Origin of the sequence: Saccharibacillus alkalitolerans, assembly GCF_011090185.1 — a bacterium.
GTDB lineage: Bacteria > Bacillota > Bacilli > Paenibacillales > Paenibacillaceae > Saccharibacillus > Saccharibacillus alkalitolerans.
Genome location: NZ_JAAFGS010000003.1, coordinates 655,896 through 680,245, shown reverse-complemented (window position 1 = coordinate 680,245; position 24,350 = coordinate 655,896). Strand labels below are relative to the sequence as shown.

Genomic DNA, 24,350 nt, shown 5'->3' with positions numbered 1-24,350 from the left:
CAGAGGGGGAGAAGCTATGCTGCAGGAAACCGATCGCATCGAGATCTGGAGGAGAACGATGGAAGAGGTGCGCGACGAGATCGGCAAAGTCATCGTCGGGCAAAGCGAGACCGTCGAACAAATGCTGTGGTGCGTATTCGCGGGCGGGCATGCCCTGCTTGAAGGAATTCCCGGGCTGGGCAAAACGATGCTGGTCCGCTCGGCGGCGGATGCATTGGACCTGCCTTTTTCGCGGATTCAGTTCACGCCCGACTTGATGCCGAGCGATATCACGGGCACGGACGTGATCCACTTCGGAGGAGAAGGAGGCGTATCCGGCGAATTCCGCCGCGGTCCGCTGTTCGGCAGCATCGTGCTCGCCGACGAGATCAACCGGGCGACTCCGAAGACGCAGAGCGCCCTGCTCGAGGCGATGCAGGAGAAGACGGTAACCGTGGGCGGAACGACGCATCGGCTTCCGGAGCCGTTTTTCGTTCTGGCGACGCAGAATCCGCTGGAAAACGAAGGTACATATCCGCTGCCGGAAGCGCAGCTCGACCGATTCCTGCTGAAGCTGGACGTCGACTATCCGTCGCCGGAAGAGCTGAAGGAAATCATTCGGCGCACGACCGTATCGGATAACCGGCAGGCGGTCAGACGCGCCGATGCAGCCGCGCTGCTCGAAATCCAGCAGGGGGCGAAGGAAGTGCTCGTCGCCGAGGAGGTGCTGGACTACGCGGTGCGGCTGCTTATGATGACGCATCCGGCGCAGACCGAATCGCCGGAGTCCGTCAAACGTTACGTTCGCTTCGGTTCGGGGCCGCGCGGGCTGCAGGCGATGATCGCCGTCTCCAAAGTCCGCGCGATCGCCAAAGGACGCATGCACGTCTCGACCGGAGACATATTGGCCGCCGCCAAGCCGGCGATGCGGCACCGGCTGCTGCTGAATTTCGAAGGGCAGGCGGAGGGCGTCTCGCCGGACGCGCTGGTCGGAGACATTCTCGATCGGCTGGAGCAGTCGAGATGAAGCCGGAAGAGCTGCTGAGCGCGGAATGGATCGCGAGATTGGACCGGTTGACGCTGGCGACGGGCCGCCGCGTGCGGGGAACGAGGCAGGGAAGAAGGCGGTCCCGGGAATTGGGCGCTTCGCTCGAATTTGCGGATTACCGCGAATATTCGCCCGGCGACGACGTTCGGCGGTTCGACTGGAGCGTATACGGACGAACGGGCCGCAAGGTGGTCCGTCAATATCTCGACGAGCAGGAGCTTCAAGTGACGCTGTATGTGGACGTTTCGCGGTCGATGGATTTTTCCGACGAGGACGGCCCTTCCAAGCTGCTGCATGCGTCCCGTCTGGCGGCAAGCATCGGCTATATGACGCTTGCCGCGTACGACCGGCTCGGCGTCTACCGGGTGAGCGAGCGGATCGGGGAAGGGCTGCCGCTGCTTCGGGGACGTCCGGCGGTACACCGGATGCTCGATTTTTTGGCCTCTTCGGAAGCGGAAGGGCGCGGCGACCTGGCGGGAGCTTTTGCGGAACGTTCGCGGCTTCCGAGGCTGCCGGGCATGACCTGGATTTTTTCGGATTGTTGGACCGAGCGCGGCGAAGAGGAACTGGAAGAGGCCATGGCACGGCTGCAGGCGGCGCGTCAGGAAGTCGTGCTGGTGCAGGTGCTGACGAGAGGCGAGATCGCCCCGCGCTTAACCGGCGATCTGAAGTTGATCGACGCCGAGCTGGGAACGTTCAAGGAAGCGGCGCTGACCGGACGCCTGGTCGAAGCGTACGAGCGGGAATTCGACGCTTACCGCGGGCGGCTGGCGGAGTTCTGCGCGCGCAGGGGAATCGCTTACGTGCTGGCGCCTACCGACGTTCCGCTCCGCGAGACCGTGCTCGGCACGATGCGCGAAACGGGACTGGTTCGTTGAACGGGACGGATAAACGCAAAGAAGGGAGGTGCGGCCGATGGGAATCGGTTCGTGGGCCGGGCTCTGGTTTGCGCTGGGCATTCCGGCGATTCTGATCATGTACCTGTTCAAGCGCAAATTTATCGACACGCCGGTGCCCAGCCATCTGCTCTGGAGAAGGGTGCTGGAAAATACCGAAGCGAACCGCCCCTGGCAGAAGCTGCGCAGCCGGCTGCTGATGTGGCTGCAGCTGCTGGCGGCGGCGGTGCTGGCTTTCGCGCTGATGCGTCCGTTTTTGTGGGCGGAAGCGGGTTCCGGCGGGCACTTGATCGTCGTGGCCGACGTCTCGGCCAGCATGAGCGCGCGGACGGGCCCCGGCAGCGGGGGGAAAGACCCGTCCGGCGGAGAAACGCGGCTTGACGAGATGAAGCGGCGGATTCTGGAGGATACCCGGCAGTCGGACGGCGGACTTACGCTGATTCGCATGGGAGCCCATCCGCAGGTTGCCGCGTCGGGAACGGAAGATCGCGGGGCTTGGGAACGGGCGGTGGAAGGGCTCGCCCCGGACTACGCGCGAACGTCTTACCGCGAAGCCGTTTCCTTGGCGTCGGCGGTCGCCGAAGGACAGGAGGATGCGCGGATTATCGTCTATACGGACGGGCAGTGGAGCGAAAAGACGGACGGTATTCCGGTGTCCGCGCCGATCGAAGCGCGTCGGGTCGGGGGGACCGTCTACCGCAACGCGTCGGTCGAACAGTTCGGCGTGGACGGCGGCGGACGGGCGGTCGGCGTCGTGGCCAATACGGGCACCGAGCCTCTCGAAGCCGTCGTGGAATTATCGGGCGACGGCCGGCCCCAGGGCAGCGAGAGCCTCAGCCTGCAGCCGGGCGAGCGGCGGACCGTCACGTTCGACGGAGCGGGAGCCGCGGAAGTCTATCGGCTGAGTCTAAAGGGGACTCCGGACGACTATGCGGCGGACGACGACGCGTTCGCTTTCCCGCAAAGCGGAGGCGCGGTCAAAGCGCTGCTGCTGTCGGACGGCAATTTGTTTCTTGAAAAAGCGCTGAGGTTGTCGGGTGCCGAAGTTACGCGGCTGGACCTGAACGGCAGCGTGCAGGGAGGCGGCGAAGGTCGGAGCGAGGGCGGCTTGGCGAACGGAAACAGCGCCGTGCCGCCTCTTCCCGAAGCCCGGCCGGATCTGGTCGTCGTGGACGGCAGGCTTCCGGACGATCTCCGCAGCGGCGAATGGGGCCGCCTGCTGAACGGAGCCGCGCTCTGGACGATCGGCGGAACGGACGATCCCCGGCAGCCCGCGGACCGGCGCGTGACAGTATCGGCTCATCCCGTAACCCGGTATTTGTCGCTGACAGAGCCTTATTTGGGGCCGTTGACGGAAGGACGGCCCGCCGGTCTCGAAAATATCGTAACCGTCGGGCAGCGCCCCGCCATTGCGGCCGGCACGGAAAACGGGCGCCGGACGCTGTGGTTCGGCTTCAATCTGCAGAACGGCGACCTGCCGCTGAACAGCGAGTTCCCCGTACTGGTCAGCAATGCGGTGACCTGGCTGACCGGCGGACGCGGAGGCGGCCTCGGCCGGGCGGAAGCCGGAGCGGCGGTCGAAGTGCCGATCGCGGCGGGAGCCGAATCCGCCGTATGGCGGCCGCTGCAGGGAACCGCGTTCGAAGCCGGGGACGGGGCGATTCCGGCGGAAACGATCTCGGATTCGGCGGCAGCCGGAAGCTCGCCCGGGGAAAAATCGGATTCAAAAAACGATCCGGTTCCGGCCCGGCCTGCCGACAACAGTCCGGACTTAACCGGTATTCCGAGCTCTTCGCAGCCCGCGCCGAACGTTCCGGGATTGTACGCGTTCGAGCAGGCGGGAACGGGACTAGACGATGCGCCGGTCTATCTGCTCGATGTGCGCCCCGACGCTTCGGAGTCGGCGGCACCCGCCGAGGAGGGGCCGGCGTTCGGAAAAGGAGCCGAAAACGAAGCGCAGGCAGGGGGCGAAGCGGCGCCGGACCGGGCCGCCGCCGGCGACAGTAGGGGCCGGCTGCCGTTGACGCTGCCGCTGGCGGCGCTGATCGCCGTTATCATGCTGACGGAATGGGGGGTGTACCGGCGTGGGCGTTCAATTTGATCATCCTTGGCTGCTGCTGTTATCGGTTCCGCTGGCGGCCTTTGCGTTCTTCGCGTTTCGCGGGCCCGCGAGAATCTCCATGTTCCGTCATCGGCTGGCGGCTTCGCTGCGCACGCTTGCGCTGCTGCTGCTCGTGCTCCTTCTGGCCGGTATGCAGCTGTATACCGTCGAACGCCGGCACGAAGTGGTCTACGCCGTCGACCGTTCGTCCAGCGCCGATTCCGGCGATTCGGACCGGGAATGGATCTCTTCGTCGCTGAAAAACAAACACGAGGACGACGAGTTCGCCGTGATCTCTTTCGGCCGCGACGCCGCGGCGGAACGGACGATGAGCGGGAATTCTTCGCTGGGCGGACTGGATGCCGCGGTCGATCCCGATTACACGAACGCGCAGCGGGCGCTGCAGCTGGCTTCCGGCATGCTGGGCGCCGGCGATCCGCGAATCGTGCTGATCAGCGACGGAGCCGAAAATATCGGGAATATGCTCGAAACGGGACGGCTGCTGAAAAATCGCGGCATTGCCGTCGACGTGCTCGAAAAGCAAGCGGACACGGACCGGGACGCCGCGATCGACTCGCTCTCCCTGCCGGGCAAACTGTATCTCGGCGAAGCTTTTACGGTCGAAGCGCAGCTGCGCAGCACGTTCTCGGGAACGGGCGAAATCCGGCTGTACGAAGACAATGTCGAGATCGGCTCGCAGACGGTGCGCGTGGAACGCGGGGACAGCAGCGTACTGCTGCAGGGACTCGCCAAGAGCGCCGGCCTGCACCGCTACCGGGCGGAATTAAGCCTGCCGGGCGATCGTCAGTCGGCCAACAATGCCGCTTTCGCGTTTACCCGGGTGGCCGGCAGCCCTTCCGTGCTGATCGTGGAAGGCAAGCCGGGTACGTCGGCGAATATCGCGAACGCGCTGAACGCCGGGCTGATCGATGCGACCGTCATCGTACCGGGACAGCTGCCGACGGAAATCGCGGGTTACGCGCGCTACGACAGTATCCTGTTCAACAACGTCTCCGGCGACTCGCTGGGGCAGGCCAAAATGGATCTGATCGAAACGGCGGTGCGCAGCTACGGCATCGGCTTCATGATGAGCGGCGGCGACCAGAGCTTCGGGCTCGGAGGGTACTTCGATACCCCGATCGAACGGGCGCTGCCCGTCTCGATGGAGCTGGAAGGCAAGCGGGAGATCCCCGAGCTGGGCTTGATTCTGGTCATCGACCGATCGGGAAGCATGAGCGGGAGCAAGATCGAGTTGGCGAAGGAAGCCGCGATGCGCACGGTCGAATTGATGCGGGCCAAGGATACCGTAGGCGTCGTCGCTTTCGACGATGCGCCCTGGTGGGTCGTGGAACCGCAGAAGTTGACCGACAAGGAAGAGGTGCTGGCGCAGATCCAGTCGATTCCGGACGGCGGCGGAACGAACATTTACCCGGCTATGGCCTCGGCCGCGCAGTCCATGCAGGAGATCGACGCGCAGCGCAAGCATATCATTCTCCTGACGGACGGGCAGTCCGCCGGAGGAGGGAATTACGATGAGCTGCTTGCCGAACTCGGCAAACAGAACGTGACGGTCTCCGGCGTAGCGGTCGGTTCCGACGCCGATCGGGGACTGCTGCAGCGCATCGCCGACCTGGGCAAAGGCCGCTTCTACGATGTTCAGGACGAAACGACGCTGCCGGCGATCTTCAGCCGGGAGGCGGTGCTGCTGGCCAGGACTTACGTGGTCGACAAGCCGTTTACGCCGGCCGTCGCCGACGCGGGCGACTGGTCGCCGCTTTTTGCGGGCGGGCTTCCGCAGATCGGCGGATATGTCGCGACCAGCGCCAAGCCGTCGGCGCAGACGGCGCTCGTCAGTCCCGAGCCCGATCCGCTGCTGGTCAGATGGCAGTACGGCTCGGGCAGAACCGTCGCCTGGACAAGCGACCTGACCGGGGCATGGTCGGGGAACTGGGTATCCTGGGACCGGTTCGCGAACGTGCTGACGCAGACGGTAAAGTGGACTTTTCCCCAGTTCAGCGCTTCGCCTTACCGCATCGAAACCGCGCTCGGCGAGGGAGGGACGGAGCTCAGCGTAACCGCTTCGCAGGAAGGGGACGCCGCGCTGCCCGACGAGCTGGTCGCTTCGGTCGGAAGCGGAGAAGAAGGCGGCGGAGCGGCGGAGCCGGTCACGCTGGTGCAGACGTCGCCGGGACGTTATACCGGAACGCTGCCGTTAAGCGATCCGGGAGCGTATCTGCTCCATTTGTCCCCGGCGGGCCAAAGCGCGCCGGAAGGACAGGACGCCTCCCGACAGGACGGGTCGACGGAGAGCGGCGGCGAAGGAGAGCCCGGCGGAACGGAGGGTTCGGCCGCGGAAACGGGCGAGCCTCCCGCCTCGATCGGCACGGGGCTCGTCATTCCGTACTCGCCGGAGTACCGGATCGCTTCGTCGTCGGACGAAGGCGCATCCCGCCTGTCCGAGCTGGCTCGGCTGACCGGAGGACGCGTTCTGTCCTGGGACGATCCGTCCCAAGTGTTCGCTCTGCCGGCCGCTCCGCACAAACGGATGCAGGATTGGACTTCGGCGCTGCTGGCCGCTGTGCTGGCGCTGTGGATCGCGGACGTCGCGGTCCGCCGCCTGGCCGTTCCGTGGGAACGGCTCGCCGCCGCGCTGGCCGCGCCGTTCGCGGCGGCCCGCCGGCGGAGCTCCGGCGCCGCTTCGGGCGAAGCCGCCTCCGCGGAGGACGGCGCGCTCGCGCGCCTGTCCGCCGCCAAGCGGCGGAGCACGGCCTTCCGAGGCGGCGAGAAGCGCGCCGCCGAAGGCGGGGCCGCGCCTTTGCAGGGCGCGGCGGACCGGCCCGCGCAGCGGCCGGCCTCGGCTCCCCGCGCCGAAGGCGGGGAGCCCGGGTCCGCGGCGGAGGGAGGCCTGACCTCCGCCGTGGACCGCCTCCGCGCGGACCGCGGAGGCGCCGTGCCCGGCCGCGAAGCGGGCCGGGCGGATTCCCCGGCCGGCAGCGCGCAGCCGCCGGCCGAAAAGGCCCGTCCGGCCCAGCCGGCACGGCCGGACGGAGAGTCGCCGACGGAGTCCGGCGGCAGCGCCATGGATCGGCTGCTGGCCGCCAAGAAGCGAAGCGGCCGTTAAAAGCCGAGCCGCGTTTCTTCTTGGGGAGGCAGCGTCTTAGGAAAGTTGAGCGAAGCCCGTTCGATTCGCGAACGGGCTTTTTTGCGCCTGCGGGGCAGGGGCCGGACGTTACTAACGATGAAATTTTACACAAATCCCGATCCGCGTTAACACGCCGGGGCTGGACGAACGCGAAGGATCGACTTATAAAAGATAAGAAGAGTTGGAAATAAGAAAGGCGGGGTTCCGTGAAGGACGAATCCGATCTCAAATCCGGCGCCCGGCCGGGAGAAAATCGACAGAACGCGGGCCGTCTGCTTGAAATTTTCGCCGTATCGGCCAAACTGGGCCTGACTTCGTTCGGAGGCCCTGTGGCCCATCTCGGTTATTTCCGCGAGGAATACGTGCGGCGCCGGGCCTGGCTGGATGAGCGAAGCTATGCGGAATTGGTCGCGCTGTGTCAATTTTTGCCGGGTCCGGCAAGCAGTCAGGTAGGAATGGGCATCGGCATGATGCGCGGCGGTATCGGCGGCGCGCTGCTCGCCTGGCTCGGTTTTACGCTCCCTTCGATCGTGCTGATGATCGCGTTCGCCTTTTTCCTGCAGGCGTTCGATGTGGGGAATTCCGGCTGGGTTCATGGCCTGAAGATTGCCGCGGTCGCGATTGTCGCGCAGGCCGTACTCGGGATGGGCAGGACTCTGGCTCCCGACCGGGTGCGGGCGGGGCTCGCCGTTTTGGCCGCCTGCATCGTGCTGTTGTGGCAGACTTCTTTCAGTCAGATCGCGGTAATCGCAGCGGCCGCCGCGGCGGGAATCGCGCTCTACGGCAGGACGGGAGGAGAGGGCGCGCCTTCGCTTCCGGTTCCGATCGGACGGAAATTCGCGGCCGGCTGCCTGGCGCTCTTTTTCGCCCTGCTGTTTCTGCTGCCGCTGCTGCGTTCCGTGGTAGGCGGCAGCCAGCTGGCGCTGTTCGACGGTTTCTACCGGGCGGGAGCTCTCGTATTCGGAGGCGGACATGTGGTGCTTCCGCTGCTCGAACGCGAGGTGGTGCCGACGGGATTCGTGAGCGCTTCCGACTTTTTGGCCGGATACGGCGCCGCGCAGGCGGTTCCCGGGCCGCTGTTTACGTTCGCTTCCTATCTGGGTGCGGCGGGAGGCGGTTTGACCGGAGCGCTGGTCGCTACCGCTGCCATCTTCCTGCCCGCTTTTCTGCTGATCGCCGGCACGCTGCCTTTCTGGGGCGCCTTGAACCGCAGTCCGCGCATTCGCGGAGCGCTGACCGGCGTGAACGCGGCCGTGGTCGGCATCCTGCTGGCGGCGCTGTACGATCCGGTATGGACGGCTGCCGTTCATTCTTCCGCAGACTTTGCGCTTGCGGCGCTGCTGTTCGTCCTGCTCGCTTTCTGGAAGCTGCCGGCTTGGGCCGTGGCGGCGGCGGGAGCGGTCGGCGGCTGGCTGCTCGGATTCCTGTAACGGCGTACCTCCGCGGGACCGACCGCCGAAAAAAGCTTCCGGGCTGTGCCCGGAAGCTTTTTTCGTCCTGCTTTTCGATACCGGACGCTTCGCCGTTACGGCGGGTTTATTTCCTCAGTTCGTAAAATTCGCACGTATGCCGGTCGTAATAATCGAGGTCGCTGACGCTCGACTGCACGGCGATCATGGAGGAATCGAAGCGGATCACCCGTCCTCCCGCGTTGAGCATTTCGTCGTCCCGGAACACGCGTATGGTCCGTTCCTGGTCCATCGCTTCCTGAAAATCCTGCTCGGTCTCGAGCCTGCGGTTCGTAGCCATAGTGTTCCCTCTTTCTGTAACGGATTCTGTTCGCGCGCGGCGCCAAACTTATTTTAGCATAATCCGGATCCGAGGCTTTCGCCTTTCTCATGCTCGCGCGCTGACGAAGACGGGCGCCCGGCAAATCCCTGTCAAAAGGCAACGCCGTTTTAGGCGTCTTGTTCCGCTTTCCGGACCGGGAAGACGCGAACGGGCTTTCGTTTCGAGGCGAATCCCGGCGGGGCTTCTTTAATTTTCCGAAACCCCTTTCGCTGTTTTGGGCAGGGCGTATAATAAGACGGTGAGCTCTGCACAAAAGCCGCCGAGAGGCGGGGAAAACGACTTTTAGGAGGATGCACGAATGAATCCCGTAATTTTATGGCCGGAAGGCGCGCCGAATGCCGCCGGAACTACCGATGAGGACATACCCGCGATCTTTCCTTATCTGGCGGAAGGGGAAAATCGGGCGGCCGTTATCGTATGCCCGGGCGGAGGCTACGAGTTCCGCGCCGATCACGAAGGGGAGCCGATTGCGCTGTGGTTGAATTCGCTGGGGATTTCGGCTTTCGTTATTCGGTACCGGGTGGCTCCGTACCGTTATCCGAGCGCTTTGTCCGACGTCCGGCGGGCGGTGCGCACCGTGCGTCATCGCGCCGGGGAATTCGGCGTCGATCCGGCGCGAATCGGCGTGCTGGGCTTTTCGGCGGGCGGCCATCTGGCTTCGACGGCGGGGACGCTGCACGATGCCGGAACGCCGGATGCGGAAGACCCGATCGAGCGGCACTCGAGCCGTCCGGATCTGCTGATGCTGTGCTACCCGGTAATTACGCTGCAGGAGCCGTATACGCATGCCGGTTCGCGCATCGCCCTGCTGGGCGCGGACGCTTCTCCCGAAGCGATCGAGGCGCTCAGCAGCGAACGCAATGTCAATGCGGATACGCCGCCGACCTTCCTGTGGCATACTTCCGAAGACGGACTGGTTCCGGCGGAGAACAGTCTGCTGTTCGCTTCTGCGCTCGGTCGGCACGGCGTTCCGTTCGACCTGCACGTTTATGCGCTGGGAGGACACGGGATGGGGTTGGCCGAAGGGGACGAACATGTGCGCCGCTGGACGGACGAATGCGCGTCCTGGCTCAAATTGAACGGGTTTGCGGATCCTAAGTAAAGAAAGCGGACCCCGCGGAACGCGGCACCCGTTCGGTCGAACTTCGGTCGAACCGAGCGTTCCCGCGAATTTGTTTCTCCTACGGGAAAGCCGAAGCGGCCCGGTGCCGCTCCGGCTTTTTTTTCGTGGGCAAAAAGACAGGGATTCGCCGCCGAAAACTTCCTGTGCGAAAACCCGAAAATGCTCAAAAAGAAGCAGTTTCGGCAAATTGCAAAAAGGGGAATAGGAGAGTGAAAAGGAGGTGGAAACGTTTCCTATGGCTAAATTGAAAAACTCAATGTGAGAATTTTTTGATGAAATCCAAAAGGCAAAAACATCAAATGGAAGCGCTTCCCATTCGCGGTTTTTATTTTTTTCGACGTTTTGATGCCAAGTCGGTGAAAGCAATTCAAAGAAAGCGGTTTTTTATTTTCGGATTTTTGTAAAAACCGTATTGACACTTCTAAAATTCAGGTTTATGATGTGTATCGAAACGATTCGACAGACCAGGAAAACGCTTCCTTCACTTAAGGAAACGTTTCCCATAAACGAAGTCGAGCACGATCAAAATCGGCTTGGGTGCTTAGAAGCCGACTGATAACCGAGGTGAAGCGGCAGACCAGATGAACATCAAGGACATAGCCAAAATTTCCGGAGTGGGCATATCGACGGTATCGCGAGTGCTCAACAACAGCGGAGTCGTCAGCGATGCCACTCGCGCCAGGGTACTGGCGGTAGTCAAGCAGCATAACTACGTTCCGAACAGCAATGCCCGCAATTTGAAGAAGACCCAGTCCAACACGATCGCATTGATGGTCAAAGGCATTTCCAATCCCTTTTTCGCCAATATGATCAAGGAGGTCGAACGGCAGGTTCATTTGAGAGGCTGTCCGCTGATGATCCAGCATGTGGAGGACGGCGTGGACGAGATTGCCGCGGCGATGCAGCTTATTAAGGAGAAGAATTTGTGCGGCGTCATTTTTATGGGCGGCACTTACGACCACTCCGAAGAAGAGTTCCGGCAGCTGGGCGTTCCGTTCGTATTGACGACGATCACCACGCTGAAAGAAGTCGATCCGTCCGCGTATTCGAGCGTATCGATCGACGACGTGAAGAGCGCCTATAAGGCGACCAGTTATTTGATCTCGATGGGACACCGCAACATTTGTTTTCTGGCCCGATTCCCGTTCAGGGAAAACACGATCGGCAGCCGACGGCTGCTCGGTTACAAGAAAGCGCTTGAAGAGCACGGAATCGAATACGATCCGGCGCTCGTGGAAGACTGCGAGTACGCGCCGAGCTTCGGCTTCGCGGCCGCCAAACGCCTGCTCAATAAGAACCTGGGCGTAACGGCGATGTTCGCGGCCTCCGACGCCATCGCGATCGGAGCCGCAAAAGCGGTGCTGTCCTCGGGCTTGTCGATCCCCGGCGACATATCGGTAGTCGGTTTCGACGGCATCGAAATGGCGGAATACTATCATCCGTCGCTCGATACGGTCAGCCAACCGGGCGTCGAAATGGCCCATGTCAGCGTCGAAATTTTGTTCGATCTGATCGCGGGGGAGACGACGAACCGGCATGTGGTATTCGAGTCCATGCTCGTCAAGCGCGGTTCCAGTCGGAAAGTCAATTGATCGGCCGGAAGCGGGCGGCCGCTTCCGGGTCCCGGCGGAGAGGAAGCCCGAAGGGGCTTCCGATCGGGCCGACAAGTAAACGCTTGCTGTAACCGTTCACGCGGTGGCGGCTTTTCGTTTGACGTCGATCGAAACGATTCGCTTCAAGATCGAAACGACATCGGAAACGAAAGGTTTTCTTCTTTCAGCATCACAGAGACCCAAGTAGAGTGAGGAGATGTCATGTGAAACCCGCAGCTATAACCCCGGGCACGTCCAAAGGGGAACAATCGAAATTCAAAAGGCTGTTCGTCGAAATCTGGAAGTACAGAATGACGTACACGCTGCTCATTCCCGGATTGATCTGGCTGATCCTGTTCGCGTATCTGCCGATGGGCGGCCTGTCGCTGGCATTCAAGCATTACCGCGCCAATGACGGAATCTGGGGCAGCGAGTGGACGGGTCTGGAGAACTTCATGTACGTGTTCCGGGATCCGGCATTTATCGACGCCGTATGGCGTACGCTGTACGTCAACATCATCAAATTGTTCATTACCTTCCCGTTCCCGATCCTGCTCGCCCTGCTGCTGAACGAGCTGCGGATGAGACGGTACAAAAAAGTGCTTCAGACGGCCTTTACGTTCCCGCACTTCCTGTCCTGGATCATCGTATCGGGGATTATCATCAACGTGCTGGCCTACGACGGTTTCGTCAACAGCCTGCTCGCGCTGCTCGGCCTGCCGACGATCAACTTCCTCGGTTCCGAACAGAACTTCTATCCGATGATCATTTTGACGGACATCTGGAAGTCGACCGGTTGGGGCGCGATCGTGTTCCTGGCGGCCATATCCGGCATCGATCAGGAACAGTACGAGGCGGCGCAGATCGACGGCGCGACGCGGATGCAGCAGATGTTCAGAGTTACGCTCCCGAACATCATGCCTACGGTCACGATCATGTTCATCCTGTCGGTCGGCGGACTGATGTCCTCCGGTTTCGACCAGATCTTCAACTTGGCGAATGCCGCCACCCAAAATGTATCGCAGGTGCTCGACGTATATATTTATCGGATCACGTTCCAGTCCTCGACCGACTTCGGCTTCTCGACCGCAGTCAGCTTGTTCCGTTCCATCGTGAACATGGTGCTGCTGCTGCTTGCCGACCGGGCGGCCAAATGGATGGGCGGAGACGGCCTGTTCCGATAAGAGAGGAGAACGAAGCCCAATGAGTACTTTGGCGAGAAAAACAAAAAAAGCAAAGGTCGGCACGAACCGGATGGGCATCATGGATTACGTGATCTTCGCCATCCTGACGCTCGGCGCGCTGTCGATCCTGGTTCCGTTCTGGAACGTCATCATGATTTCGTTCGCGACGCAAAAAGAATACGCCGCGAACCCGCTGCTGATGTGGCCGAAAGACCCGACTCTGGCGTCTTACAAAGCGCTGTTCGCGGACGGAAGCATCGGAACCGGCTACTGGAACACGCTTAAGCTGATGGCCGCGGGGCTCCCGCTGAGCTTGTTCCTGACGGTCAGCATGGCCTACGGCCTCAGCCGTCCCAGCTTCCCGGGCAAAAAGCCGATCTTCTTCCTCGTGCTGTTCACGATGATCTTCAACGGCGGGATCGTGCCGCTGTATCTGGTCATGAAAGACCTGCATCTGACCGGGTCGCTCTGGGCCGTCATCCTGACGGGAAGCTTCAGCGTGTTCAATATGATCCTGATGATGAACTACTTCCAGGGTCTTCCGGAATCGCTGATGGAATCCGCAAGGCTCGACGGAGCGGGAGAGTGGAAAATCTTGGCTTCCATCGTGCTGCCGCTGGCCGCTCCGATCATGGCGACGATCGCTTTGTTCTACGGAGTCGCCTTCTGGAACAGCTGGTACGACGCGATGATCTTCCTTCGCAAAGCCGAACAGCTTCCGCTGCAAAACGTGCTGCGGGCGATCATCGTCGAATCGCAAACCAACGCCTCCAACGCGACCAGCGTCGGACAAGGCGTGGCGCAATCCTTCTCGACGGGTATGAAAATGGCGGCGGTGTTCGTCACCATGGTTCCGATCATGGCGTTCTTCCCGCTGCTGCAAAAGCACTTCGCAAAAGGGGTATTGACAGGGGCTATCAAGACCTGATGATACGATAGACAGATTCGCAAGGGGTAAAAAGGGCTTTCAAAATCTTATTGAACAATGGGGGTAAAACATGAAAGCGAACAACAAGTTTTCGGTCAAAGCGCTGCTTCTGCTTGCGCTGTCCCTGGTCATGGTGCTCGTTACGGCCTGCTCCAGCGGCGGCTCCGGCGACTCCAAGACGGGCTCGGCCGACGCGAAAAACGAGGACGGCACCTACAAAGACAATCTGACCATCTCGTATGCCAGCGTTACCGACGTTTCGAAAGCCAAAATGGACGACAAATTCCACAAGTTCTTCACGGACAAATTCAATATCACTTGGGACTACAACTATATCGACTGGGATTCCTGGCCGGAAAAAATGCGCCTCTGGATCAACTCGGGCGACCTGCCGGACTTCGCCAGCTGGAACTACGTGAACGGCGACGCGATGAACTACATCGACCAGGGCCTGTTCTACAAGTTCCCGGACGACTGGAAAGAACGTTGGCCGGAAACCGCCAAAGCCTACGCATCGACGGGCCTCGGCGAGCGTCTCGAAGAAAAAGTCGGCGGCACTTACGTTCTGCCGAAGCCGGTTTACTTCCAGAATCAGCCGGCCGATCCGCTGCTGAACCAAATCGGCGTTATCGCCATCCGCAAAGACTGGGCCAAAGAAGTCGGCTTTGAACTGAAAGACGCTTACACGGTCAGCGAACTGATGGAATTCGCCAAGCTGGTCAAAGAAAAAGACCCGGGCAAAGTCGGCTCCAAGCTGATCCCGATGTCCTTCAACGCCGGCGACCTTCTGACCGGCTTCATGATGGCCAACAACGAGCATTCCCGCGTCGAGTCCGCCTTCTACAAAGGCGAAGACGGCAAGTACAAATGGGGACCGGCCGACGAGTCCACGCTGACCGGCCTGAAGCTGATGCAGCAGGCTTACAAGGACGGACTGCTTGATCCGGAATTCTACACTTGGAAAAACAGCGAAGGCGGCGACGCGTTCAAAGTGACCGGTAATTCCGCAATCGCGGGTCTGGGCGGACTGGCTTCGTACAGACAGGATATGGACACGGCCATGAAAAAGAACCTGAACCTGAACAGCTCCGACGTCGTGCACGAAGCGCTGATCATCGGCGAAGACGGCAAATACCGCAACCTGGAGCAGGTTAACTTCTGGTCGTCCCTGGTGTTCTCGCCGGATATTTCGCAGGAGAAATTCGAGCGCATCATGGACATGATCGAGTACTCCGTAACGGAAGACGCGCAGCGCATTCTGAATCTGGGCTTCGAAGGCGAAGACTGGAAAGAAGAAAACGGAGAAATCGTAACGACGCTGCCGGAAGGAACTACGCTTGAAGACAAATACCCGGGCCGCTTCGAAGGCCTGTACGTTCTGGGCGACGACTTCAGCGTGATCAACCCGGCGATCAAAAAAGAATTCCGCGAACGTTCGGTCGACTTGTATAAAGAAAAAGCGAAACTGAGCACCGAAGGCGGCGCAATGGCAGCTTACGATTGGGACTTCCAACTGTACAGCTCCAAAGCGAAAGACCAAGCCGGTTTCGACTACGCGACCGAATACGCCAACCTGATCCTGCAGCCTGGCGATCTCGAAGCGAACTGGAAAAAATGGGTAGCAAGCAAGCAGACTCTGGTTCAACCGGTTCTGGACGAACTGAACAAAGAGTTCGCGAAATAACAGATTGAACAACGCAACATCCGGGCCCGGACGGCACCTCGCCTGCAGGCCCGGCCGTATTCCAACCCGGTGCGCGCGGAAATTCCGCACGAACCGGGTTTTCTATCTATTATGACCGACAGCAGCTTCACGGATTTATCTTCTAAATGAGGAATTTGCATAATTCCCTCGTTCCCGATGTTCCGGCTCGGTCCGTTCCGGCAATTGTGCAAAATCCTGAAAAAAGGAGAAAGCAACTTCAACGTTTCACCCTTTTCATTTTACAATTTTATCTAATTCGCATTTTGACTTTGACTTTGACTTTTGAAGGTTTGGAGGACTCGGTATGGACAATCAGCAGCTTCTCGGCCTGATCGGCCGAATGACGCTCGAAGAGAAAATCGCTCAGCTGGTCCAGCTGGCCGCTCCTTTCTACGAGGGCGTGGACGACGAGGGTCAGATTACCGGACCGATGCAAGCAATGGGAATCACCGATTCGATGATCGCAAGCAGCGGTTCCGTTTTGGGCTACGCGGGCGCGGCGGGCGCGATCGCCGTACAGGAAGCCCACATGAAAAAAAATCCGCACGGTATCCCGCTGCTGTTCATGGCGGATATCGTACACGGGTTCCGAACGATTTTCCCCGTGCCGCTGGCGATCGGCTGTTCCTGGAATGCCGAGTTGGCGCAGAAAAGCGCGGAGATCGCGGCGCGCGAAGCGGCCGTGTCCGGCATCCATGTCACGTTTGCGCCGATGGTCGATCTGGTGCGCGATCCCCGCTGGGGACGCGTCATGGAATCGACGGGCGAAGATCCGTATTTGAACAGTCTGTTCGCCCGGGCTTTCGTTCGGGGATTCCAGGGCGAAGACCTGAAAGAGGAGACCGAACGCGTCGCCGCCTGCGTCAAGCACTTTGCCGCGTACGGAGCTTCGGAGGCCGGGCGGGACTACAATACGGTCGACCTGTCCGAACGCCAGATGCGCGAATATTATCTTCCGGCTTATAAGGCCGCGCTCGAAGAAGGCTGCGAGATGGTCATGACGTCGTTCAATACGATCGACGGCATTCCGGCCAGCGCCAACGAAAAGCTTATGCGCAGCTTGCTGCGGGAAGAATGGGGCTTCGACGGCGTACTGATCTCCGACTGGGGCGCCGTCAAGGAATTGATCCCGCACGGCGCGGCCGAAGACGAGCGCGAAGCCGCCTACCGGGCGATCCGGGCCGGCGTGGACATCGAGATGATGACCGCCTGCTACGTGCACGAACTGCCGGAGCTCGTCCGCGGCGGACGCGTGGACGAAGCGCTGGTCGACGAAGCCGTGCTTCGCATTCTCAGGCTCAAAGACAAGCTCGGTCTGTTCGACAATCCGAACCGCGGCGCAAGTCCCGAGCGAGAAGCGGAAATCGTGTTCAGTCGGGAGCACCGCGAAGCGGCGTACGAACTGGCGGCCCAATCGACCGTCCTGCTCAAAAACGACGGCGTGCTGCCGCTCAAACCGGATGCCAAAGTCGCCTTGATCGGACCTTTCGCGCGGAGTGGGGACATTCTCGGCCCATGGTCGTGGGACGGTTCGACGGAAGATGCCGTTAAGCTGGACGCCGCGCTGGCCGAGCGTCTGGGTCCGGGCAATCCGGCGGTGGCCGAAGGATGCGGCATCGAAGAAGGCACCGAAGAGCAGCTGCGCGAAGCGCTGAACGCCGCTGCCGCGGCCGACGTGATCGTGCTGGCGCTCGGCGAAGCGTCCGAGATGAGCGGCGAAGCCGGCTGCCGGACGGATATCCGTCTGCCGCAGGTTCAGCTTGATCTCGTCGCCCGCATCGCGGAGCTGGGCAAGCCGACGGCCGCCGTTCTGTTCAACGGCCGTCCGCTTGATCTGCACGGCATGTACGATCGGGTCGATGCCGTCGTCGAAGCCTGGTTCCCAGGCAGCGAAGGGGGAGCGGCGGTCGCCGACATCCTGATCGGCGCCGTCAACCCTTCGGCGCGGCTGACCATGTCGTTCCCGCATTCGGTGGGCCAGGTTCCCGTCTATTACAATCACTTCAACACCGGCCGCCCGCAGGGAGCGCCAGACGCTCAGGTCCGCTACGTCTCGCAGTATCTCGACGCCCCGAACGAACCGCTGCTGCCGTTCGGCTTCGGGCTGTCCTATACGACCTTCGAATACGACGGTCTTAAGCTTTCTTCGGATAAGATGACGCCGGATTCCCCGATCGCGATCAGCGTGAACGTGACCAACACCGGCAGTCGCGCCGGCACGGAAACGGTACAGCTGTACGTTCGCGATATCGCGGGCGACGTCGTGCGCCCGGTGCGCGAACTGAAAGGCTTCGTGAAGCTCGATCTGGCGCCGGGGGAAAGCGGCACCGCCGTATTCACCCTGAACGAAGAACAGCTGCGCTACCACCATTCGGATTTGAGCTTCAAGAGCGATCCCGGACGGTTCGACGTGTTCGTCGGCCGCAGCAGCGCGGATACGCTGAACGGTTCTTTTACCTTGATTTAACATCGGCCCCGGTACCGGGGACCGCATACTGACGGAATTGGGAGTGAAGCATTCATGACGACCATGGCAAATCCAAACTCGAAGTTCAATGTTCAGGCGGGAAGCCTGAACTTCACCTTCTGGCCGAGCGGCGACCTGTATCAGGCGCTCGGCGGCAAAACGATGCTTAACCAGCTGCTGTCTTCTCCGCTCGACGGCTCGCTGAACAATTTGTACCTGCGGCTTCACCGGGAATCGGGCATTTCGTTCCACCCGCTGCTCGGCATCCGTTCCGGAAGCAAAGTCAGCCGCGGTTCGAAGCGTGTCGTATGGGAAGGACAGATCGAGGGCATCTCTTATACGGTGACCTTCGCCGTAACGGACCGCGACGTCTGGTTCTGGGACGTGAAGACGCGCGGCGAAGGCGTCAACATCGATCTCGTATACGGCCAGGACGTCGGCAACGCCGATCCGGGCGCCGTACGCAGCAACGAGGCATACCTGTCGCAGTACATCGACCATGCCGTGTTCCGGGACGAGAAGAACGGCTATGTCGTCTGCTCCCGCCAGAATCAGCCGCAGGGCGGAGCGTTTCCGTACATGCAGCAGGGTTCCTTGACGCGCGCGGCCGGTTACTCGACCGACGGATTCCAGTTCTTCGGCCAATCGTACAAAGAGAGCAACGTGCCGGAATCGTTGACCGTCGGACAGCTGGCAAACGAAGTGTACCAATACGAATTCGCTTATACCGCGCTGCAGTCGGAACTGGTCGCGTTGAGCGGGGAAGCGCGTTTCGTCTTCTACGGCCTGTACCGCGCCGATCATCCGGCCGCGATCACGGAGCTCGAATTCGCGGACGACGTGCAGGCGGCATGGAAGGCTTACGAAGCCGAAGCGGACGGCGAACTTCAAGCTCTGCCCGCGGCATCGCTTAAAGACTCGATCGGCGAGCCGCTGCGGACGCTGGACTTGAGCGAAGAAGAAATCGCGTCGCTGTTCCCGAACCGTTACGAAGAAGAGCGCGCCGGCGGCAAGCTGTTGGCCTTTTTCACGGATACGTACGAGCACGTCGTCCTGAAGGAAAAAGAACGCCTTGTGGAGCGCCCGCACGGCCACATCCTGATGAGCGGAGGCAACGTAACCTTCGGCGTCCCGGTGATGGCGACGACGGCGTACATGTACGGCATTTTCAACTCTCAGCTCGTGCTGGGCAATACGAACTTCAACAAAATGATGAGCAACGCGCGCAGCGCGCTCAACGTTCCGAAGACGGCCGGCCAGCGCATTTATGTCGAGATCGAAGGGCGGTACCGCCTGCTCACGATGCCGTCGCTGTTCGAGATCGGCTTCAACTATGCGCGCTGGACGTACAAAACGGAGACCGATACGATCTTCGTCACGACCTTCACGACCGTCGACAGCCCTGAAGTGCGCCTGAACGTGCAATCGAAAAGCGGCCGCCCGTACCGTTACCTGGTCACGACGCAGGTTACGATGAACGTGAACGAATACGAATTCCCGCTGCATATGACGGAGCGGGCCGGCACGCTGACCTTTACGGCCGACTCGGCTTCGCTCAGCGCTTCCTCGTACCCGGAACTCGCTTACCGCATGAAAGTCGACGGCGCGGAAGCGTCAGTCGGCGACGAGACGGTGCTGGCGGACGGCGTCAATTCCGGCGATGCTTCGCTGGTTGCGCTGACGCTTGCGCCGAGCGCGGAATGGACGCTGACGATTCAAGGGCTGCTGGACGGCGAAGAGATTCCTTTTGCCGAGCGTTCGCTGGAAGAAGAGATCGTGAATTACCGCGAATTCTACCGGGACGTCATGAACGGCTTCCGCCTGTCGAAGGACGGAAGCGCGACGCACGAAGAACTGTTCAAGGTCAATGCCCTCGCCTGGTGGTATACCCATAATATGCTCGTCCATTACTCCTCCCCGCACGGCCTGGAGCAGTACGGCGGCGCGGCGTGGGGAACGCGGGACGTCTGCCAGGGGCCGGTCGAGTACTTCATGGCGACGCAGAAATTCGGGCAGGTCCGCGACATTCTGAAGACCGTCTATTCGCACCAGTACGAGGACGACGGCGCTTGGCCGCAGTGGTTCATGTTCGACAAGTATTTCGCGATCCAGCAGGAAGAGAGCCACGGCGACATCATCGTATGGCCGCTTAAAGTGCTGGCCGATTATTTGAAAACGACGCGGGATTTCGCCCTCTTGGACGAAAAAGTTCCGTACACCGTCAAGCACGAATTCGGCTTTACGAAAGAAGCCTACAGCATCTTGGATCACGCGAAAAAAGAGATCGGCTACATCAAGGAACATTTCCTGCACGACACGTTCCTGTCCTCGTACGGCGACGGCGACTGGGACGATACGCTGCAGCCGGCCAACGCGCAGCTCAAGCAGTACATGGTCAGCAGCTGGACGGTCGCGCTGACGTATCAGACGGTCAATGTGCTGTCGGGGGCGATCCGCGAGCATGACGCGGCGTTCGCGGACGAGCTGGCCGGGCTGGCCGAAGGCATCCGCGCCGACTTCGGGCGGTACATGCTGAACACGGACGTCATTCCGGGCTTCGTGTACATGGAGGAAGCCGACAAGCCGAAGCCGATGCTGCACCCGAGCGACAGCGAGACGGGCATCCATTACCGGCTGCTGCCGATGACGCGCAGCATGATCGCGGAACTGCTGGAGCCGGAGCAGGCGAAAGCGCACTACGATCTGATCAAGCGCGAATTCTTCTGTCCGGACGGCGTGCGTCTGATGAACCGCCCCGCGCAGTACGCGGGAGGCGTCAGCTCGCACTTCAAGCGCGCCGAGCAGGCGTCGAACTTCGGCCGCGAGATCGGGCTGCAGTACGTGCACGCGCATATCCGCTACGTCGAAGCGATGGCGAAGCTGGGCCGTGCGGACGAAACGTGGAACGGGCTTGCCATGATCAATCCGGTCGGCATCCAAAAAGTCGTGCCTAACGCGGAACTGCGTCAGAGCAACTCGTACTTCAGCAGCTCCGACGGCAAATTCAACAACCGTTACGAGGCGCAGGAAAGATTCGGCGAGCTGAAGAGCGGGGATGTGGCGGTGAAGGGCGGATGGAGAATTTACTCCAGCGGCCCGGGGATCTACATGAACCAGCTGATCGGCAGCGTGCTGGGCATCCGTCAGGAAGGCGGCGACCTGATCGTCGATCCGGTGCTTCCGGCCTCGCTGGACGGATTGAGCCTGGACTTCAGCTACGACGGCATTCCGGCGACGTTCGTTTACCGGATCGGCGCCGGAGAAGCCGGTACGGTCAAGCTGAACGGCAAAGAGATCGGCGAACGGATCGGAGGCAACCGCTACCGCGAAGGCGGCGTGCGTATCGGACGGGCCGATTTCGAGGCTTCCGCTTCCAAAGAAGGGAATAAAATCGAAATTTTCGTATAAAATTCACCGAAAAACACAAGGCGATCTTGACGGATCGCCTTTGTTGTCTGTTAGATTGAGATATCTAGAAAAAGGCAACCAGACAGGGGAGCGAGTGGATTGGTAAGTATCAAGGATATTGCCAAAAAGGCGGGAGTATCGATTTCGACGGTGTCTTACGCGTTAAACGGCAGCAGCAAGGTGACGGACGAGACCAGTTCGCGCATCCTGGCGATCGCCGAGGAACTCAATTACGTGCCGAACGCCGCGGCGCGTACGCTGAAGAAGAGGGAATCCCGCATTATCGGCGTGTTCCTGACCGACTTCCGCGGCGATGTCTACGGCGATCTGCTCGACGGCGTCAAAGACGTGCTCAACCGAAGCGGTTACGACATGATCGTATGCAGCGGCATTCAGTCGCACCGGATGCTGCCCGAGCGGATGATCGACGGCGCCGTCATTCTCGACTCGGGCTTCGACAGCGAAGAGATTTTGCGGTATGCGGATCGGGGGCACCGGATCGTCGTGCTGGACCGCGAGCTGATTCATCCGAACATCAATCGCGTGCTGCTCGATAATCAAGCCGGCGCGGCGGCGGCGATGAACTATCTGCTTGAACGCGGGCATCGCCGGCTGTATGTCGTTACGGGACCGGAAAATTCGTACGATTCGAATCAGCGTCTGGCCGCCGTGCGGCAGATCGCGGCCGGTTATCCGGACGTGACGCTGAAGGAAATCCGCAGCAACTTCGAAAAAAAAGGCGGAGAGGCCGCGGCGCGGATCATCCTCGACGAGTACGCGGAACCGGTGGCGGTCTTCTGCTTGAACGACGAGATGGCGGTCGGCATCTGCAACGTGCTGGCGGAGACGGAACTGAAGATCGGCGAACACGTTCATCTGATCGGCTTCGATAACATCGAACTGACCAAGTATCTGCAGCCCCGCCTGGCGACGGTCGATTATTCCCGGGCCAAATGGGGAGCCGCGGCCGCGGAGCATCTGCTCAAGATTTTGGCGGGCGAGCCGGTCGAGCACGAACGTCTGCAGGTCAGGCTGATCGAAGGAGGCTCCGTCGGGACGCTGAACGAGCCCGCGGGATCGATCGGTTGAAAACGTATTCCTTTTTTTGCCGAGCGTCTTGAATCGGCGGTTCGGTCATCCGCGCCTTCCCTGCAGGGAAGGCGCTTTTTTGCATGGGAGGAAAGAGGGCGAGAATTTGAACCGGCACTCGGCCCTATGTTTAAATGAACAGGAAAGAGTTAAAAAACAGTCGTTCGATGCGGAAAGGCAGGAGAGACGATGGAGTATAGAACAATGGCCACAAAGCAGGGAGAAATTCGTGGAGCGGCGGCAAACGGTGCCGTATCGTGGAAAGGCGTGCCGTACGCCAGACCTCCGGTGGGCGGGCTGCGCTTTCGCGCGGCTCAGCCGCCGGAAGCCTGGACCGGCATTCGGGACGCGCTGACGTTCGGACCGGTCTGCCCGCAGCCGGTGCCCGATGAAGCGTCGACGTTCGGCGGCGGCGTTCCGGAGATGTCCGAGGACTGTCTGTTCTTGAACGTATGGGCGCCGGAAGACGGCGGAGAAGGTCTTCCGGTCATGGTGTGGATCCACGGCGGAGCCTTCGTATCGGGCTCGTCCAGCATTCCGCTCTACGACGGGACCCAGCTGGCGCTGCGCGGGCGGTGCGTCGTCGTTTCGCTCAATTACCGGTTGGGTCCGTTCGGGTTCCTGCACCTGGCGCCGCTCGGAGAGGCATTCGACTCCAATGCGGGACTGTCCGATCAGGTGATGGCTCTGAAGTGGGTGCGGGAAAATATCGCGGCGTTCGGCGGAGATCCGGACAACGTGACCTTGTTCGGGGAGTCGGCGGGCTCGATGAGCGTCGCCGCGCTGCTGGCGATGCCGGCCGCAAAAGGATTATTCCACAAAGCCGTCCTGCAGAGCGGAGGCGCCCAGGCCATGTCGGCCGCGCAAGCGGAGAGCGTCGCGGCGGCTTATTTGCGCCGGCTGAACGTGGACGGGGGAAACCTGGAGACGCTCAAGACGCTGGCGGCGGAAGATCTGCTGGCCGCCGGAGCGGGACTGGAGAACGCCGGCGAAGATTTCCCGGCGCTTGCGTTCCAGCCCGCGCTGGAGCCGTCGACGCTTCCCGAAGAGCCGCTTCGGGCCATATCGGAAGGCTCGGCGGCGGGAATTCCGCTGATCGTCGGCACGAACAAGGAGGAAGGGGCTTTCTTTTTCCGCGAAGAATCGCAGCGTCTGGAACCGGAACAATCGGCCCGCACGCTGCGCGCGATCGCGGGATTGGATAACGCGGAAGAGTGGGTCGCGCAGTATCCTTCCACCGTCGAGGGGCAGGCGCGAATGATGACGGAGCTGTATTTCTGGCGGTCGGCGTTGGCGCTCGCGGAAGCGCAGGCCCGGCATGCGCCGGTATGGATGTACCGTTTCGACTGGTCGCTGCCCGGGCACCCGTTTTTCGGGAAAGCGGTCCATGCCGCCGAAATTCCGTTCGTATTCGGCAATCTGGTTCTGCTGCCGCGAATGGGCGTGCGGATCGAACCGTCCATGCATAATCTGTCCGAAGCCATGCGCGGCGCCTGGCAGGCGTTCGCCGCATCCGGCGATCCTTCGACGGGAGCGCTGCCTTGGGCGCCTTACGACACGGACAGCCGGACGACGATGATCTTCGGCGCGGAAACGCTGCCCGAACTCGATCCGGACCGCGAAAAAAGGGAAAAGCTGTTCGCGCGCGGCGTCTGACGAGCCGGCAAGCGGGACCGAACGACGGCCGCGATTCCGCGAGGGGATTCGCCGCAAACTTGTTCCGCGGCGAATAACCGCACGGCATCTCGGGTAAAGGGTCATGTAGGCGCGGCGGACGAAGTTCGGGAAAACGGTCTTTTTCGCGGAGATTCTTCAAATTCCGGGCTTTATCCCGAATCCTATGGAAATGAATGTTTCAAAGTGATATACTGGATCACAGGAGTCTTCACAATCCGCT

Annotated in this window: 15 protein-coding genes; 14 read left to right on the top strand and 1 reads right to left on the bottom strand. The window is 61.1% G+C overall.

Going from position 1 to position 24,350, the window contains the following annotated elements; all coding sequences use genetic code 11:
• Positions 1 to 16 precede the first annotated feature (16 nt).
• From GYN08_RS11780 to chrA, 5 genes are all read left to right on the top strand, one after another.
• Positions 17 to 1,006, top strand: a complete 990-nt coding sequence (locus tag GYN08_RS11780; protein ID WP_166274381.1) for an AAA family ATPase — start codon at positions 17 to 19, stop codon at positions 1,004 to 1,006.
• Positions 1,003 to 1,905: a DUF58 domain-containing protein gene (locus tag GYN08_RS11775; protein WP_166274380.1), complete on the top strand. Its 903-nt coding sequence runs from the start codon at positions 1,003 to 1,005 to the stop codon at positions 1,903 to 1,905. The genes GYN08_RS11780 and GYN08_RS11775 overlap by 4 nt, the downstream gene beginning before the upstream one ends.
• Before the next feature lie 37 nt (positions 1,906 to 1,942).
• The gene (locus tag GYN08_RS11770; protein WP_166274379.1) at positions 1,943 to 4,024 is read left to right on the top strand and encodes a vWA domain-containing protein; all 2,082 of its coding nucleotides are present in this window, start codon (positions 1,943 to 1,945) and stop codon (positions 4,022 to 4,024) included.
• Positions 4,008 to 7,145 (top strand): VWA domain-containing protein, encoded by a 3,138-nt coding sequence (locus GYN08_RS11765; RefSeq protein WP_166274378.1) that lies wholly within the window; start codon positions 4,008 to 4,010, stop codon positions 7,143 to 7,145. The genes GYN08_RS11770 and GYN08_RS11765 overlap by 17 nt, the downstream gene beginning before the upstream one ends.
• A gap of 227 nt (positions 7,146 to 7,372) precedes the next feature.
• The gene (gene chrA / locus GYN08_RS11760) at positions 7,373 to 8,596 is read left to right on the top strand and encodes a chromate efflux transporter (RefSeq protein WP_166274377.1); all 1,224 of its coding nucleotides are present in this window, start codon (positions 7,373 to 7,375) and stop codon (positions 8,594 to 8,596) included.
• A 106-nt stretch (positions 8,597 to 8,702) separates the two neighbouring features.
• On the opposite strand, the gene GYN08_RS11755 is transcribed toward chrA, so the two are convergent.
• The gene (locus GYN08_RS11755; RefSeq protein WP_166274376.1) at positions 8,703 to 8,915 is read right to left on the bottom strand and encodes a hypothetical protein; all 213 of its coding nucleotides are present in this window, start codon (positions 8,913 to 8,915) and stop codon (positions 8,703 to 8,705) included.
• A gap of 340 nt (positions 8,916 to 9,255) precedes the next feature.
• Between GYN08_RS11755 and GYN08_RS11750 the strand changes: the two genes are divergently transcribed.
• The 9 genes from GYN08_RS11750 (at position 9,256) to GYN08_RS11710 (ending at position 24,109) form a co-directional block, all read left to right on the top strand.
• Positions 9,256 to 10,059 carry an alpha/beta hydrolase gene (locus tag GYN08_RS11750; protein WP_166274375.1) on the top strand — a complete coding sequence of 268 codons (804 nt, stop codon included), beginning with the start codon at positions 9,256 to 9,258 and terminating at the stop codon, positions 10,057 to 10,059.
• 602 nt (positions 10,060 to 10,661) lie between these two features.
• Entirely contained in the window at positions 10,662 to 11,672 is a 1,011-nt protein-coding gene (locus GYN08_RS11745) for a LacI family DNA-binding transcriptional regulator (protein ID WP_166274374.1), read from the top strand.
• A gap of 224 nt (positions 11,673 to 11,896) precedes the next feature.
• The gene (locus GYN08_RS11740; RefSeq protein WP_166274373.1) at positions 11,897 to 12,856 is read left to right on the top strand and encodes an ABC transporter permease; all 960 of its coding nucleotides are present in this window, start codon (positions 11,897 to 11,899) and stop codon (positions 12,854 to 12,856) included.
• A 19-nt stretch (positions 12,857 to 12,875) separates the two neighbouring features.
• Positions 12,876 to 13,784: a carbohydrate ABC transporter permease gene (locus tag GYN08_RS11735; protein WP_206023695.1), complete on the top strand. Its 909-nt coding sequence runs from the start codon at positions 12,876 to 12,878 to the stop codon at positions 13,782 to 13,784.
• A 70-nt stretch (positions 13,785 to 13,854) separates the two neighbouring features.
• Positions 13,855 to 15,468: a type 2 periplasmic-binding domain-containing protein gene (locus GYN08_RS11730; protein ID WP_166274372.1), complete on the top strand. Its 1,614-nt coding sequence runs from the start codon at positions 13,855 to 13,857 to the stop codon at positions 15,466 to 15,468.
• Positions 15,469 to 15,793: 325 nt separating this feature from the next.
• Positions 15,794 to 17,956 carry a glycoside hydrolase family 3 N-terminal domain-containing protein gene (locus tag GYN08_RS11725; RefSeq protein WP_166274371.1) on the top strand — a complete coding sequence of 721 codons (2,163 nt, stop codon included), beginning with the start codon at positions 15,794 to 15,796 and terminating at the stop codon, positions 17,954 to 17,956.
• Between the two features lie 54 nt (positions 17,957 to 18,010).
• Positions 18,011 to 21,364, top strand: coding sequence for a GH36-type glycosyl hydrolase domain-containing protein (locus GYN08_RS11720; RefSeq protein ID WP_166274370.1), 3,354 nt, complete (start codon positions 18,011 to 18,013; stop codon positions 21,362 to 21,364).
• Positions 21,365 to 21,463: 99 nt separating this feature from the next.
• Positions 21,464 to 22,453: a LacI family DNA-binding transcriptional regulator gene (locus GYN08_RS11715; protein WP_166274369.1), complete on the top strand. Its 990-nt coding sequence runs from the start codon at positions 21,464 to 21,466 to the stop codon at positions 22,451 to 22,453.
• Between the two features lie 189 nt (positions 22,454 to 22,642).
• Complete coding sequence (locus tag GYN08_RS11710) at positions 22,643 to 24,109, top strand: carboxylesterase/lipase family protein (protein ID WP_166274368.1); 1,467 nt, start codon at positions 22,643 to 22,645, stop codon at positions 24,107 to 24,109.
• Positions 24,110 to 24,350: the final 241 nt, after the last annotated feature.